The organism is Anaerotignum sp. (assembly GCF_031981185.1).
In the GTDB taxonomy this organism is placed as follows: Bacteria; Bacillota; Clostridia; order Lachnospirales; family Anaerotignaceae; genus Chakrabartyella.
The window spans coordinates 72,355-88,417 of sequence record NZ_DALYUL010000002.1; the positions used below are offsets into that span (position 1 = coordinate 72,355).

Annotated in this window: 17 protein-coding genes; 7 read left to right on the top strand and 10 right to left on the bottom strand. The window is 37.8% G+C overall.

Features of this window, described 5'->3' with window-relative positions:
* Window positions 1-456 (top strand): GDSL-type esterase/lipase family protein (locus RTK36_RS01365; RefSeq protein ID WP_312043541.1); only part of this gene is annotated, 456 nt, incomplete at its 5' end.
* Window positions 457-698: 242 nt separating this feature from the next.
* Here RTK36_RS01365 and RTK36_RS01370 read toward each other — a convergent pair.
* The 3 genes from RTK36_RS01370 to RTK36_RS01380 form a co-directional block, all read right to left on the bottom strand.
* On the bottom strand, window positions 699-1,250 hold the full coding sequence (locus RTK36_RS01370) for an N-acetylmuramoyl-L-alanine amidase (protein ID WP_312043543.1): 552 nt from the start codon (window positions 1,248-1,250) through the stop codon (window positions 699-701).
* Window positions 1,251-1,317: 67 nt separating this feature from the next.
* A complete protein-coding gene (locus tag RTK36_RS01375; RefSeq protein WP_312043545.1) occupies window positions 1,318-2,421 on the bottom strand; it encodes an iron-containing alcohol dehydrogenase family protein in 1,104 nt (367 codons plus the stop codon).
* A 19-nt stretch (window positions 2,422-2,440) separates the two neighbouring features.
* Complete coding sequence (locus tag RTK36_RS01380) at window positions 2,441-2,692, bottom strand: hypothetical protein (RefSeq protein WP_312043547.1); 252 nt, start codon at window positions 2,690-2,692, stop codon at window positions 2,441-2,443.
* Between the two features lie 376 nt (window positions 2,693-3,068).
* Between RTK36_RS01380 and RTK36_RS01385 the strand changes: the two genes are divergently transcribed.
* The 5 genes from RTK36_RS01385 (at window position 3,069) to RTK36_RS01405 (ending at window position 6,976) form a co-directional block, all read left to right on the top strand.
* Window positions 3,069-3,356: a hypothetical protein gene (locus RTK36_RS01385; protein WP_312043549.1), complete on the top strand. Its 288-nt coding sequence runs from the start codon at window positions 3,069-3,071 to the stop codon at window positions 3,354-3,356.
* Complete coding sequence (locus RTK36_RS01390; protein WP_312043550.1) at window positions 3,262-3,861, top strand: 3'-5' exonuclease; 600 nt, start codon at window positions 3,262-3,264, stop codon at window positions 3,859-3,861. Before RTK36_RS01385 ends, RTK36_RS01390 begins: the two co-directional genes overlap by 95 nt.
* 424 nt (window positions 3,862-4,285) lie before the next feature.
* Window positions 4,286-5,560, top strand: coding sequence for an adenylosuccinate synthase (locus tag RTK36_RS01395; RefSeq protein ID WP_312043552.1), 1,275 nt, complete (start codon window positions 4,286-4,288; stop codon window positions 5,558-5,560).
* Between the two features lie 27 nt (window positions 5,561-5,587).
* Window positions 5,588-6,160, top strand: a complete 573-nt coding sequence (locus RTK36_RS01400; protein WP_312043554.1) for an ANTAR domain-containing response regulator — start codon at window positions 5,588-5,590, stop codon at window positions 6,158-6,160.
* Window positions 6,161-6,415: 255 nt separating this feature from the next.
* Complete coding sequence (locus RTK36_RS01405) at window positions 6,416-6,976, top strand: cyclase family protein (protein ID WP_312043556.1); 561 nt, start codon at window positions 6,416-6,418, stop codon at window positions 6,974-6,976.
* 50 nt (window positions 6,977-7,026) lie between these two features.
* Here the strand turns inward: RTK36_RS01405 and holA are convergent, their stop codons facing one another.
* The 6 genes from holA to RTK36_RS01435 form a co-directional block, all read right to left on the bottom strand.
* Window positions 7,027-8,043 (bottom strand): DNA polymerase III subunit delta, encoded by a 1,017-nt coding sequence (gene holA, locus RTK36_RS01410; RefSeq protein WP_312043558.1) that lies wholly within the window; start codon window positions 8,041-8,043, stop codon window positions 7,027-7,029.
* Complete coding sequence (locus tag RTK36_RS01415) at window positions 8,009-10,306, bottom strand: DNA internalization-related competence protein ComEC/Rec2 (RefSeq protein ID WP_312043560.1); 2,298 nt, start codon at window positions 10,304-10,306, stop codon at window positions 8,009-8,011. The genes holA and RTK36_RS01415 overlap by 35 nt, the downstream gene beginning before the upstream one ends.
* 63 nt (window positions 10,307-10,369) lie before the next feature.
* Entirely contained in the window at window positions 10,370-11,320 is a 951-nt protein-coding gene (locus RTK36_RS01420; protein ID WP_312043562.1) for a GerMN domain-containing protein, read from the bottom strand.
* 49 nt (window positions 11,321-11,369) lie between these two features.
* On the bottom strand, window positions 11,370-12,881 hold the full coding sequence (locus RTK36_RS01425; RefSeq protein ID WP_312043564.1) for a sensor histidine kinase: 1,512 nt from the start codon (window positions 12,879-12,881) through the stop codon (window positions 11,370-11,372).
* Window positions 12,814-13,503 (bottom strand): response regulator transcription factor, encoded by a 690-nt coding sequence (locus RTK36_RS01430; protein WP_312043565.1) that lies wholly within the window; start codon window positions 13,501-13,503, stop codon window positions 12,814-12,816. The genes RTK36_RS01425 and RTK36_RS01430 overlap by 68 nt, the downstream gene beginning before the upstream one ends.
* A 13-nt stretch (window positions 13,504-13,516) precedes the next feature.
* A complete protein-coding gene (locus RTK36_RS01435) occupies window positions 13,517-13,912 on the bottom strand; it encodes a ComEA family DNA-binding protein (RefSeq protein WP_312043568.1) in 396 nt (131 codons plus the stop codon).
* 262 nt (window positions 13,913-14,174) lie between these two features.
* Here RTK36_RS01435 and RTK36_RS01440 point away from each other — a divergent pair, with 262 nt between their 5' ends.
* A complete protein-coding gene (locus RTK36_RS01440; RefSeq protein ID WP_312043570.1) occupies window positions 14,175-15,536 on the top strand; it encodes a D-alanyl-D-alanine carboxypeptidase family protein in 1,362 nt (453 codons plus the stop codon).
* Between the two features lie 312 nt (window positions 15,537-15,848).
* On the opposite strand, the gene RTK36_RS01445 is transcribed toward RTK36_RS01440, so the two are convergent.
* On the bottom strand, window positions 15,849-16,063 hold a 215-nt coding region (locus RTK36_RS01445), incomplete at its 5' end, for a C40 family peptidase (RefSeq protein ID WP_312043572.1).

The window sequence follows — 16,063 nt, forward strand, 5'->3', positions numbered from 1 at the left end:
GAGCGCATTCACAGGGATGTGTTATTATTTCATCCTCAAATTGTACTCATTTTTTTTGGTTCAAATGATTCCGCAATGTTAGAAGATTACTACCGTCCTCTAATAGAGTATGAAAAAAATCTGCGTTCCATTACACAACTTGTACTTTCTTTGCAACACAGCAAAGAATTTAATAATGGAACCCCTTTACCTATTTTCATTACACCACCTCCTGTGGTTGATACGGATTTTTTCCCATTCACAACTACGGACCGTGTAAAGCTTTATGCAGAGACCGTTCAAAAAATTGCAAGAGAATATAACTGTCCTGTAATTGACTTTTTCTCTGAACTTTGGTCAAAAAAAGAAGAAGCCTTTGAAGACTACTTCCAGTTTGATGGCATTCATTTGAGTAATGCGGGGTATGCCTTACTCTATCCCATGATTCGTGACGTGATTGCAAATTATTATAAATAAAGAGTTCAGTGATTGTTGTTCGCAATAATTATATATAACCTACGAAAAAGAACTTACTCTACCTCGCTGTCTCGGCGAGGTTTTTACTTGAGTCTTTATATAAAAAACGTCCTTTTGCAAAAATGTCATGCAGAAAGGACGTTCTTTTTTTAGTATTATCTACAATTGATTCAATAGTTAGACCATTATGAAACAACAAACTTCCCATTTGTTTCATAGTACACAGCATGTCACAAAGATCATTAATCCTCTTCAGGTTCTACAAAAGCAATCCCAAAATAATCTGCCAAGGAACGGGAAAGTTCCCTTCCAAGATAGCGGATATTATCTTTAATCCATTGAGCATCCCCAATGTTATCATTGTAACCCAATGCCACCACCACTGCCGGAGGCATTGTCTGTATTAATTCCTTTTGTGTGGCAGAGGGTATAGCCTTTACCTTCTCAGGAGTAGGATAAAGGCTTTTTATATTTTTGGCAACGGCCTGAGCCAGTTCATTTCCATATGGATTTTTTGAATAGTAAAGCACCTCTGCTCCTTGTAGTTTTCCCGTTATAAAAGGAGGCGCCGTGGTAGTATGCATGGAAAAAAACACATCATAATCGCCTGTATTTACATCTATTATTAATTGAGATAACGGCATCTCCGGTTCGTTTCGTGTAAATTCTATTCCTGAAGCAAACAGATATGGCTCCATGGCATCAGTAATTAGGTTTAAATATTCCTCCTCAGTACCGCCATTTATAAAAAGATTATAGTTTTGCAAGGATGGGCTAAGATATACTCTCGGCATAAAATCTCCCCCCACTTTTTTCTATTAGCTTATGAAAAAAGGAAGATTTTGAAACTTGGCCAGCTACTTAGGAAAGGAGACTCTTTTCATACACCTTGAAAATATCTTCTTTTACAGCTGGGTATGGGAAAGTTGCAATTTTACCAGGACTTTCCATTGCTCTCTCTGTGTAATAAGCCACTTCTTCCACAGTAAATGTTTCTGAAGTATTTAAAACATCCTTCAAAAATGCACCCATATCCTCAATATCGTTCATGTCCAAGCAATGCAGAAGCTGCCCCACCTTTTTATCTTCTTTGGGGAACATTTCTAAATAGGCCTGGGTCACGATACCATTTGCTCTACCGTGGGGAATACCCTTTTCATAAGTCAAAAAGTAGCCAAGACAATGGGGAATGGAGGTACTGGTCTGGGCGATGGCAACCCCAGCCAAAGCGGACGCTAGCATGAGTTTATCTCTCACTTCAGAGGTATAGACCCTCTCTTTCAGAGCTGGGATGCAATCTTTAAATAGAGATAACCCTAGCTCAACGATTTTTTCACTAAAAAAGTTTGCATTGGCAGATAAGTAGCTTTCGATAAGATGGGTTAACGCATCCACAGCAGTGTTATTTGTAATTTCCGCTGAAAGCTCATCCATATATTTCGGATCTAAAAAAGATGCTTTGGCAAAGACCTTCTGTACGATTGCCCTCTTTGTACGTTTTTCATGGAGGGTCATTATGGAATATTGGGTTACTTCTGAGCCTGTACCTGCTGTTGTGGGAATTTCCGCCACTGTTAAAGCCTTTGCATCAGGCTGAGTAAATAAAATTTCACTGTCAGCATCAGGATTTGCAGCTAAAACAGCAATCGCCTTGGCCGCATCCATAGGAGAACCTCCTCCAATACCAATGAGAAAGTCGACCTTCTCCTGATGAGCCATTTTCGCCGCTTTTACAACGGTCTCCACATCGGGATTCTCACCGATTTCATCAAACAAAACCCAAGGAATTTTGCATGCATCCAATGCATCTGTAACATCTTTCTGCGCACCGTTTTTCTTGGCAGAGCTTCGTCCCGTTATCAACATTGCTTTACTGCCCAGTGTCAAAAATGTCTCTTTTTTCTCCATGACACATCCACGACCAAAAAAAGTCTCCGCTGGCATAAAAAATTTAAATTGATCCATATTTCTTCCTCCTTTTTATTTAGAAATTAAAATCATACCAAACCCAATCTGCATTTATAATAGAAACTGGGTCTTCAGAAGCATCTTCTGCTAACTCAAATACGATTTCAAACTCGTGATATCTTTCTCCCTCAATGGTAGCAACTCCGGAGATTAAAAAATTCTTGCCCTCTCCTTCTAGAAATTCTGCCTCCAAAAGAAGATCATCCTCTTCCAAATAGAATTTGTTCAGCTCTTGCTTTTTTTGTTCTTCAGTAAAATGAAGCTTCATGTTTTGCCTCCTTAAGCTTTTGTGCGCCATTTTTATATCATTTTATCATCTGACAATTATAGTTACAAGATAATTCACGATACAAAAACAAATGAGCCTTTTTTGGGGTAGCTATGAAAACTAGAGATACATATAGTGAAGAAAATCTTTTGAATACAGATCCCCAATCCCTTCTGACCATTACTACAAGAAATTTACCGAAATAGAACTTCGTATTGACTCCATCAAAAACATTCTGGCAGAACCTTCTATCATTCCCGAAAGACAACATATTTTTCATGCTATTTTTACAAAAATAGATATACAATAGCTCAAATTTCCTTCTTCCCTTCATATGAAAAATGGTGTATACTTGGTTCAGACAGGAGGAACTTTCATGAATTATATCGTTTTGGATTTAGAGTTCAATCAATCCTTTCCTTTCAAAACAGGGGAGACTGTTGCTCCGGTGCCTGAATGTCCTTTTGAAATCATTCAAATCGGAGCCGTAAAATTAAATGATTCTTTTCAGCAAATTGATACTTTTAATGCATTGATTCAGCCTAAAATCTATCCGAGATTACATCCTTTTGTTGAAAAAAACCGGAATCACCGAAGAAAAATTAAAAGTCCAGCCGGACTTTATCGAGGCCTTTCAGCAGTTTGCCTCTTTTATCTCAGATGAGGAAGCAATTCTATGTACTTGGGGCACGGATGATATAAAATCTCTATTTCGCAATATTTTATACTATAAACTGGATACAAACAGCATACCCAATCAATATGTAAATGTTCAAAAATTCGCTTCTTCATTTTTGAATAATGAAGCTGGGCAAGCAATCGGGCTGAAAAACGCAGTAACAGAATTGAAGATCACCGTTGATTCACCTTTTCATGATGCTTTATTTGATGCAATATATACAGCAAAGGTCTTTAAAGTTGTACGACCCAAAGAGCTTTCTCCCGCGACCTTTAAACCAGCAGCACTAATGATTTCCGTGCCAAAGGCGCCCCGTACAAACATGGCGGCTTTGCTTCGTCATATTGCTGATCTAACGGAAAAGGAATTGACAACGGAAGAGAAAAAGCTGATTAAAATTGCATATTTCTTAGGACGTGCCCACACCTTTGACAGTCAAAATTCAGAAAAAAAGAAGAAAAAACGCACCCCTGAGAACGTTGATAACTAATATAAGTAATAAAACGTTATTCTTATAAAGAATAATTTAATCATATCTATACTATAAAACAAATCTGCATCAATGGCATTTGAAATGTCATCGGTGCTTTTTTCATTCGATTATTAATAGTGGGTATAAAAAATTCCTATGCCAAATTTGAATTTATTTATTCTCCTTATTTTGCATAAAGTTTCATTTTGTTTAATATTTCGGCACATAAAAGATAAAGCAAAATGGTAAATACTTGCCTTTTATCAAACCAAAATATGCAAAATCCTGAAATAGCGTTTTATTCATGACTAATAATTCTAAAAAATAGCATAATAATTCATTATGTGCTCCATTGACATTCCTGATTAACGCTATTAAAATTTCTATATGATACAAAAGTTCAATCATTATTTTTATATCAAAATTTAAGGAGGCTATCTTCATGTTAACTTCTATCGTTGGTACCAACTGGGGAGATGAGGGCAAAGGTCGTATGGTTGACCTGCTTTCACATGATTATGATATTGTTTGCAGATATCAAGGCGGTAATAATGCAGGGCATACCGTAATTAACCATTTAGGAAAATTTGTTTTAAATCTTCTGCCTTCCGGCATTTTGCGGGAAGATGTAGTAAACATCATGGGAAATGGCATGGCAATTGACCTGGAGCATCTTTATCACGAGGTTGATCGCTTGAAAAGTGCTGGTGTAAAAGTCACAGCCGAAAACTTGAAAATCAGTGACAAAGCCATCATTTGCCTGCCTTATCATAAGCTTTTGGATTGCTTGGAAGAAGATCGTTTAGGGGATGCTAAGTTTGGATCAACCCGTAGAGGTATCTCCCCTGTTTATGGCGATAAATATATGAAAAAATGCTTACGTATGGGTGATTTGCTTCATCCTGAAACCTATCCTGCTACACTGAAAAATTTGGTTGCTTATAAAAACCTGGTGATTGAAGGTGTTTATCATGCTGCCCCTGTTCAATATGAAGAAATTTTACAGTGGTTGGATACTTTTGGTACTCCTTTTAAGGATAACATTATTGACACAGGTCTATATATTACAGAAGCAGAAAAAGCAGGCAAGAAAATTATGTTTGAAGCTCAGTTAGGTGCGCTGAGAGATATCGATTTTGGTATCTATCCTTTCACCTCTTCTTCTTCAACCATTGCTGCCTATGCACCAATTGGCGCTGGTGTTCCCAATTTGCAATTGGATAGTGTCATTGGTATCATGAAGGCTTACTCCAGCTGTGTAGGCGAAGGTCCTTTTACCTGCGAAATGTTTGGTGAAGGTGCCGATGCTTTAAGAGAAGCAGGCGGAGAATATGGCGCTGCAACAGGCAGACCTCGTCGTGTTGGCCCCTTTGACGTTGTGGCAAGCCGTTACGGAATCCGTGTACAAGGATGCAGCGAAATCGCATTGACAAAAATGGATGTTTTATCTTATTTAGATGAAATTCCTGTATGCACAAAATATAAAATCAATGGGGAGGAAGTAACAGAGTTCCCCTACTCCGCTGTCTTGAAAGATGCTGAACCCGTTGTTGAAACCGTAAAAGGTTGGAACTGTGATATCAGCGGATGCCGCAAGGTTGAAGATTTGCCAAAGGAAGCTCTACTTTATATCAAATATATCGAAGAGGCCGTTGGTTGCCCTATCAAGTATGTTTCCGTTGGGGCAGAAAGAGATGCATATATTACTATGTTTTAACAACTAAAAATTGAAAGGAGGAGCTTTATGAATCAGATATTGATTATAGCAGGAAAGGAGACGGAGAAAGAAAATTTAGTTGGCCTTTTGGACTACTATTCTCCGTCACAAATTCTCTACGCTTCCAACAGCAAGCAGGCAAAAGAATTAATTGCTTCTACAACACCTTCTCTCATTATCATAAATGCTCCTCTGCCAAGTGAATCCGCTCAGGATTTAGCGATTTTTATGACGCAAAGAACAGATGCTTCTGTTATTTTGTTGTTGCCAGAATCCTATCGAAACATAAAGGAATACAGCGGAGAAGATTACGGCATTCTTATACTGTATAAGCCTTTTAAGCGTTCGGAATTCGAGCGCACTGTAAAATTTGCAATTGCATTTGAAAATCGTATTGCAAAAATACAAGAAAAGAATAAAAAGCTTCAAAAGCAGCTAACTGAATTCCGTACTGTTCATAGGGCAAAGTGCCTTTTAATTCAGCATCTACACATGACTGAACCTCAGGCCCATCGTTATATTGAAAAGCATGCCATGGATTGCAGACAAAGTAAACTGGAAGTGGCAAACAATATATTAAAAACCTATCACGAAGTTTAAATAAAAAATGTTACCAAAAAAATTGCGATATCCAATTAAAGGCTATCGCTTTTTTCTAATCCGAAAAAGAACATAAAACAACCCATATTATTCGTGAGAAGCGTTAAAAATGGCTTTGAAAGATACCTTTTTAAAAACTCTTCTTGGAATGAAGGAGTTAGACAATTGGAAAACAAAAATAAAAAGTTTCAGTCTGTTTAAAAACATCAAACACTATGATTGAAATAAACGACTATAAATATGGGAGGAAAAGCCATGTTAATTGATATCACACTAAAAATCACACCGAAAATGCTAACTGATGCTCAAGGAAATGAGAAAAAGGCTCTCTTTGGGCATTTGGGAACTCATTTTGATGTGATGAACAAAGACTTTCCTTTAGAATATATGGAGCGCAGTGCAATTGTCTTTGATGTTAGCCATATTGTAAATGTGGAAATTCAGCCATTAGATATTGACTTGGAAAAGGTAAAACCAGATATGTTTATTGCCTTCTATACTGGCTTTATTGAAAAAGAAGGCTACGGTAGCCATGCCTATTTTTCAGAGCACCCCCAACTTTCCATGGACTTAATAAATGCTTTGGTAGAAAAAGGAATTTCTATCATCGGTATTGACTTTGCCGGCGTACGTCGCGGGCAGGAACATACCCCCATGGATCAATTTTGCGCTGACAGAGGAGTTTTCATTGTGGAAAACTTGTGTAATCTTTCGGAAGTGCTAAAACATAGCATTTATTTTCAAGCTTATACATGCCCAATGAATTTTTCAGAAATGACAGGCTTACCTTGCCGTGTGGTGGCAAAGCTTTCATAATACAATACATTAAAGGGACATCCCTAATGGAGGGATGTCCCTATCTATTTTCAGCCATGATTTCTCAGTGCTTTACTGCTATATTTCATAATCAGCAGTTCCACTGCTCCTTCTTCAGCAGCTCGTCCCGTTTTTATGTCCAAATCCGTCTTCAAACAATCCTCAAGAGCCATTTTCCATTCCCCTTTAGAAAAACGTTTTGCCTGTCGTACATATTCCTTTACAGCAAAATCTCTAATTTCCAACTTCTGCGCAATTTCAACGTAGGACAATCCGTCCTCAAACAAAAGGGAACTAGTAAAAATCATACGAAATTGTCTTGTAATCAAAGAAAGTACCATATAGGGCGACTCCTTTAAAAGCAATAAATTTCGATAAATAGATATGGCCTTTGCCGGCTTTTCCTCAGCCACCGCACGAACCAAATCAAAAACCTTTGCTTCCAACGAAGGCGTGGTGACTTCTTTCACATCCTCCATTGTAATACTTCCTCGATTGCCTTTATAAGAAATCAACTTTTGCATTTCTCGTATTATATTTTCCATATCACTTTCAACGGTCTGGAGAAAGAACTGTAAGACACTATTTTCAATGGCAACCCCATTTTTAGTATATTCTTTTTTTAGCCAAGCTGTCAATTCCTTTTCGGTGGGTATTTTAAACTCAATCGCTTCTCCTACTTTTGTGATAGCCTTATAGAGGCGACTATTTTTTTCCACCTTTTCTTCTATAAAAAGAATGCATACGTTCTCAGGCAAATTTGAGAAATATTCAAGCAATTTCTCTCCTTCCTCCTTTGCATTTCCTTTTTGAAAAAAACCACTGTTTTTAATGGTTATCAGGCGTTTTTCATTTAAGAAGGGTAACGTATCGGCAGCATCCATGATTGCATCAGCACTTGCCCGCTTTTCTTCAAAAATATCATGGTTCATCATCTCAGAACCCGGAGATAATATCCCATCCATAAGTGCCTTCTCGTAATTTTTTATTAAATATGTCTCGGAGCCATAAAAAAGATAACAGCTCCGAAACTCACCATTTTTCCATTGTTTTTTTAATTCCTTCATAAACTGCCTCCCTTTCTGCAACAGCATCTATTTCATAGCTGCCCTTTGGAGATATTTCCGCTAAAATGGTTCCCTGCTTATCCGTTCGATAAGCAGTAATCCTCTGGTCATTCACTCTTTTTAATGTTTCTTTATGGGGGTGTCCATACAGATTCTCTTTCCCACAAGATATGATGCCTACCTGAGGGGCAACTGCCTCTAAAAAAGCTTCACTGCTGGAATTTTTTGATCCATGATGTCCCAACTTTAAAATTTGTGCCGAAATATCCGCTCCTTTTGAAAGAAGTATTCTCTCATCCTCCACTGCGGCATCTCCAGTCAACAATATATTTGTTCCACCATATTCGTATTTTAAAACCAATGAACCATGGTTATCATCATCGCCAATAAATTTCACACCACTTGGAGGATAAAAACAGGTGATCTTCCCATAGTTCCCCCAATTTGAAACGTCATTTTCCTTCACAGTATACAGCATAATCTCCTGTTTTTCCAATACTTCTTTTAGGCTATTCCATTTTTCCATATCCGAACAAGGATATTCCGATATATAGACAGCCTTTGTGGGTACGCTTTGGCAAAGCTCAACTACGCCAATCATATGATCGGAATCAAAATGAGTTAAAAAAATACCATCCAATTCCTTAACTCCTAAATATTCCAAATAAGGTTTTACTACTTTCATCCCCGTATTCTTCCCAATTTCTGCACCGAACCAGCCGCCGCCATCAATCACCACAGCTCTTCCATCGTAAGTAGAAATAACCGTTGAATCCCCTTGACCCACATCCAAAAAGGCAATGGTATTTTTATGAAAAATCAGTCTATTGCCGAAAACAGAAAATCCCAAAACAATCATTGCACAAAAGATGGTTTTTTCATTGCAAAACTTCCTACCATAAAAACTACACATATACAAAATAAGATAATATACCCCAATGGTAAGCAGGGAAGGTGCTCCAACCAATAGATAGCCTCCCGGAATGGAAACCCCAATGGTGCAAACAATTTGATAAAACTTTAAAATTCCATAGGCCCCTCCTGCGGAAATCGCTGCTATGGGCGGAAAAATCAGCCCCCCTATCCCCGTCAAAAAAGCAAAGAAAAGCAAAGGCCCACAAAGAGGCAAAACCAGTAGATTTAAAAAAACGCCAATTAACGATATATTAAAAAAATGATATGCCACTAGTGGATAGCTAAACAACGATGCATATAAAGAAAGAATGAAGGTTCTCTTTATTTTACTCATCATATCCTTTTCTTTGGAAACAACTTGTAATCCCATCCAAATTCCCACTACAGTAATAAATGACAGCTGAAATCCTGGGTTCCATAAATACAGCGGCTGAAAAAGTAAAAGCAAAAGGGCAGCGATAGCCACATTATTCAGCATATCACTTCTTCTAAAGAAAACACGACCAAGTAAAGCAACAGTAATCATAATGATTGCTCTAACTGAGGAAGGTGAAAATCCAGTAAAAATCAAAAAGCCAACACAACAGGCAATGGTAGCCAATGCCACTTTTCTCTTGCTTTGTTTCAAACATTTTTCCATCAAAAAATGAACCAAGAGCACAAAAATGGAAACATGAAGCCCTGAAACGCAGAGAATATGATTGATACCAGCTCTTATGTATAAATCTCTGGTTTCTTGGTCTATGTCGTCCTTCTCCCCGGTTACCATTGCTTTTAGTATTCCGCTTTCCCGCTGGGGCAAAACCGTATCAAATACAGCAAAGACCCGCTCTTTTACCTTTTGCAATTTCACAGAAAAGCTATTGGTTTCACCGGTCTTATGAATCATTTCTGGATACATTTTATAATCAACGTTCTTTGTTTTTAAATATAACCGCTCATCATAACCACCGGGAACCGTTTTCCCATCCAAAGGTAAAACCTCTCCTGTAATCAATATTTCATCTCCAATTTGAAAAGAATTCTCTCCAGTCCAAATTGCATAAAGCACTACTGTCTTATTCTTCCCTTCTTGAAAAGGAACCTGCAAATTCATAAATAACTTTTGATTACCGGAGGCAGTTTTCCCTTCCTCAAAAATAACACCCTTGTATTTGACGAGAGTTTGCCCCTCTAACCCAATATAGGAATTTTTTACAGCATTCCCTGCTAAAAAAAAGCCTAGCATGACCATAACAATCAATGTGCCTGCCATTCTAACATGTTTTTTTATCATGAAATGTGATATGCACAGAAGGATAAAAACAAAAAAAGCTAGGCATATCTCTTTAGATATACCTAGCCGCATATATATTCCACCTATCGTGAATATTAGTGCCCACAGGGCCAGTCTTTTTATTTTCATGGCAATTTAACTTACCGTTTTCAAGCTCTTTACAGCAACAAATGGAGTGCTGAAATCAATATGGCCTTTGAAGGCCTCTACCTTTTCACCCTCAATCAGAAATTGAACCTTATTTACATTATCCAACTCTGAAAGAGAATTTACAATAGAGTAGATCGTAAGCAATTCTCCCGTTGTGCCTCCATTGTGTTTTGCAACAAATTCCTGACTTAAGTTTACATAGCAAACACCATCGCTGGTGGTGGTTACATCCATAATTTTTGTTTCAGCTGGTATTGTTGCATAATTGCCTTTTTCCTTAGGTCCCGCTATGAGCTGCTCCAATATCGTTCTTTCCCGTGGTTGATTTGCATTTACTTCGACCACCCGATCTTCAACTATCAAATCTGTGGCATCCGCATTGGAAAAGTACAATTTCAAGATAGCATATTCCGTTGTAGTGGCAGAAACAGATGGATCAATCAATACATTCTCCCGATTCATTTCCCCATACACTTCTCCAGTTCTTGATTTCAAGGGCACACCTTCAACAGTAAATACCACTGAATTCAAAAACTTAAGGGAAGTCAACGACCATACAACGGATGAGCGACAAATCACTTCATCCACACTATTTAAGCCATAATAAGCAGAATTAAAGTCAATGGTAGCAACATTTTCTGCGATTACAACATCGTTTACTTCCAAAGCTTGGGGAATCGTGGGTTTAATTCCATCTGACTTAACTCCAGTTCTTAAATCCTCTAAAATCTCATGGACCATATCAACCTCAGACCCTGTCTGGATATCTATTTCCGTAGCTTTCATTTTTCCATTGGCGCTCATATAGTAAAGTTCAGTGGTACTTTCTCCATCATCAAAAAACTGTTCCTTTAAAAATAGACCCACTGAAATGATAACAAGCAAAGCCATCCCTACAATTACAATAATAGAAATTACTTTTTTAAGTTTTGCCAAAATCCATCCTCCTTCTTAACTTTCTATAAAAAGGCCTTATTACAAAATTTTATGATACATTTTGACGTATCGGAATTCGCAACAATATGGTAGTACCTTCATCCTCTTTGCTGTAAACCTTTATGCTCCCATTGTGCATCATAACTGTACTATGGGTAATAGAAAGTCCCAGACCCGTGCCCCCTGTTTCCCTATCTCGTGTTTTGTCAACCCGGTAAAATCTCTCAAAAATTCTGGCCACCTCATCATCGGGAATGCCAATTCCTGTATCCGTCACACTAATAAAAACATTTTGATGGTCCGCATCCAGTTTCATTTCTACTTCACCGCCCTCAGGCGTATATTTAATTGCATTATCGACTAAATTTGAAACAGCCAAAGTCAGCTTCATTCCATCTACAGTTGCAGTGATATCTTTTGCCTTTTCATAACGAATGCGGATGTTTTTTTCTTGTGCCAAAGGAAGAAGCCTTTTGATAATTCCCTCCAGCATCTCGTTCAAATCCATTTCCTTAAAGTTCAGTGGAATTTCTTTTTGATCCAATTTAACTAAGGTCAAAAGATCATTAATAATTGCTGCCATTCTATCAACCTCAGAATTGATATCATGTAAAAATTCCACATACATCTCTTTCGGTACATCCTCTTGCAGTAAGATAGACTCGCTTAAAACCTTAATGGAACTTAATGGCGTCTTTAATTCATGAGAAACATTTGAAACAAACTGCTGTCTAGTAGATTCCACCTTTTCCAGCTGATCGGCCATTTGATTACAGGCTAGTGCCAAATCCACCATCTCATTATGAATTTGAGAATGCATCTGTACCCTTTGCTCAAAATGCCCCTCAGACATTTTTTGAATTACTTTAATTATCTTCTTAATAGGTTCTGTAAAAATTTGAGACATGATAATCATCATAATGATCACAATAATTGCAAGTCCTGCCAAAAGCAGGTTGCCCTTCTTTGCAATATTATTTACAGTCACCGAAATGTCACTCAGATCATCAGAAACCAAAACCACGCCTACACGGGAGTTATTACTTCCCGAAATAGAAACTGCGGCATAAACCATACTATCCTCTTGAACTCTGGCGATATCCTTATTGCCTAAAGCCTCAATAACCTCGGAGATCAAAACCGTTTTTCCAACCTCGCTGTACCCTGTATCATAAACAACCAAACAAGACGAGTCTAAAACGAGAACTCGAAAATCATTTTCATGGCTCATAGCTAGCATGGTTTCTTCCAATGAATCTCTATTATCCTTGTTATACATATAATCATGGGAGGTTATCTGCCCTGAAATCACATTCGCCTCACTGAGCAATTCTTTTTTTCTTTCCTCAATAAAGTAGTCCTGTACCGAATGCAATATGGTGCTTGCAATTAACATCAGAGGAACGATACCAACCACAACATAGGTAGCCAACAGAATCCAACGCAAGCTAAGAAAATGGGGTTTTTTCTCTTTCCGTTCAGGTTGTTTGCTCTTAATTAAAATAATAACCAACTCCCCATTTTGTAAAAATGTATTTGGGTTCACTGGGATTTGCTTCAATCTTTTCCCTCAATCGACGGACATGAACATCAACCGTTCGCACATCCCCCGGGTAGTCATATCCCCATACCGTGTCAAGCAGCTTTTCCCGACTGTAAACTTTTCCGGGGTTCTCCATCAAAAGTTCCAATAAATCAAATTCCTTGGCTGTAAGATTAATTTCTTTGCCTTGAATAAATACCCGACGGCTATCATAAGAAAGTTCCAAATCTCTTGCCTTCAAAATATTCTTGGCAGCACCTTCCGCTGTGCCTTTTTTTACACTACGGCGTAAAATGGCTTTGATTCTCGCTTTTAATTCCAAAATATTAAAGGGTTTCGTAATATAATCATCTGCGCCATACTCTAAGCCCATAATTTTATCCATATCTTCGCCTTTTGCAGTAACCATAATGATAGGCACCTGAGAAAACTCTCTTACCTGCTGGCAAACCTGCAACCCATCCATTTTGGGCAACATAACATCTAATACAATCAAATCAAAGCTAGAGGATTTTATCAACTGCAAGGCCTCCTCGCCATCATAAGCGGGAGTAACCTCCATACCATCCTGCTCCAAAGAAAATTTTATTCCTTTTACAATGAGTTTTTCATCATCCACAACCAAAACATGAAATGCCATAAGAACCTCCTATTTATTCAGCTATAATATACTCTTTCATGGCATTCAGCTTTTTAATGCCAATTCCGGGAACATTTATGATTTCCTCCGTACCATGAAAAAGTCCGTTTTTTTCCCGATATTTTATGATTTCCTTTGCAAGTTTTTTTCCCACACCAGGCAGACATTCCAAACTTTCTTGGTTAGCCGTGTTAATGTTGATTGCCTCAATTGTACCCGGCAAAAAAAGCTTGTACTCCCCTGTCCATCTGCCCTCCAGCTCGTCCACCGTAACGGCAGAGCCCATATACAAAGACCCCCTTGTCTTTGTTGAAAGATAACTCAGTGTAATTGCAAAAACCAGAAGGATTAGCAAAAGAATTCCCAATCCTTTTCTCTTGAGAGACAAATCTTCCTTTTTTCTGTCCAAATTTTATAAAAACCCCTTTTGTCTTGCAAATTAATTTGTTATAATTGGAAAGCATGTATAATAAAATGAATACGATGCAATTCCCTTATGAAATACACCCTTGCAAACATTTATATTTTATCACAAAACCAGGGAGTAAACACACGTAATGAAACTTTTTTCTGCGTCAAAATGACAATTTAAAATAGATGCTAAATTCTCTCCCAAGCCTTTTTATTCTAACACAAATTTTCCAAAAGTTAAAGTTATATAGGAGATGTCAATGAAACAATCATTTTTAATTTTTATTCTATCCCTGTCTCTGACTGTACCATGCTTTTCTGCCTTTGGCGAAACATTACAAGGGGACAATGCAACAAATCCAGTTACAATTGAAACCATGAAAGCTCCTGAACTAAACGCAGAGGCTGCCATCCTTATGGATGCAACCACAGGAGAAATATTATTTGAAAAAAACAGTAAAAGTAAAATGTATCCCGCTAGCATTACAAAAATTATGACTGTACTTTTAGCGTTGGAGAAAGGAAATTTAAGCGACACCATTACATTTTCCCATGATGCTGTTTATAGTATAGAGCCTGGAAGTGCTCATATTGCCATGCAGGAGGATGAGCAAATCACCTTGGAGCAAGCCCTTTATGGCATATTGCTCCGTTCCGCTAACGAAGTGGCCAATGCCGTTGGAGAATACGTGGATGGTTCCATTCCCGCTTTTGCCCAACACATGACTCAACGGGCGAAGGAATTAGGCTGTGAATCCACGAATTTTTTAAATGCTAATGGCCTTTTTGATGAAAACCATTATACCACTGCCTACGACATGGCATGCATTGCCAGAGAACTTTTAAAACAAGAAGCCTATCAAAAGATGATGAGTAATACTTATTATGAAATTCCTCCAACAAATAAGCAAACGGAAACCCGTTATCTTCATGGACAGCATCAAATGCTTAACCCAAACTCCATTTACTACTACGAGTATGCCACCGGAGGAAAAACAGGGTATACCTGGGAAGCACTGAATACACTGGTTACCTTTGCAAAAAAGGGGGATACCCAGCTCATCGCTGTTGTATTAAAATGTAAAGGTGCCGAGCACTATGTAGATTCAAAAGCTTTATTTGAATATGGTTTTGCAAATTTTCAAACAGTAAAAGTTTTTTCCGCTCAAGACTACATAAAGACTGTAAAAGTGGTGGAAACCTACAAAAGCAAAACAACCACCTTGGGCAATATTCAAGCTGTACCCAAGGAAGATGTTTATAAAACCATTCCAACAAACACAACGCTGTCAGATCTTAAAATTGATGTCAATTGTCCAGAAACAATTGATGCTCCAATCTCAGTAGGACAGGAAATTGGTACAATTACTGCGAAAAGCGGAGCAACAAGCATTGCAACATCTTTTGTAGCCCAGTCAGCGGTGGCCGCAACTTCGGAAGAAGCTCATTTAGCACAGGAAAAAGAATCAAAAGTGAAGCTACTCAAAACAATTGGTACTATTTTATTAGGGATCCTTCTCTCCTGTTTAATTGTCTTTGCAGTGACACGTACTATCGGGCATTTGAAAAGAAAAAAGCGAAGGAAGCTGCGTTCTTTGCGCAGAAAAAAATATAGAAGATAGTGTATGATTAAGTAGCAAACTATAAGTAATCATTCTCATGTATTTTACTATTGCTGAATGTAACATTCAGCAATAGTAATCTGAGTCTTTTAATTCTTTTGGTGACAAAGATACTGAGTCTTTGTATAATGGTTTGCAATTATAAAATAAAAATACCCTAACGAAATTTCGGGGTATTTTTTATTTCCATCCGTTCTAAGAACTGGTTAAATGCACCAATTATCTTCTTCCACTTTGCAAAAAACTATAACCAATAATTAAGCGCGCAAAAAAGGGCAGATGATTTCTGCCCTTAAATTTATGAACTATGGATTATCTAATCACACGTCTTGCTGTAACATATGTATTTGCGCTATAGCTACTACTTAAAGAAGTGGTTGTAACACCATAAGCCGCGCCATCTGTTGAATGAATATAATTTCCGTCACCCATATAGATTCCAACATGAGAAATTCCGCTGTTACCACCGGCATTAAAGAAAACCAAATCTCCCGCCTGCAAATCAGACTTGGAAACTTCAATCCCAT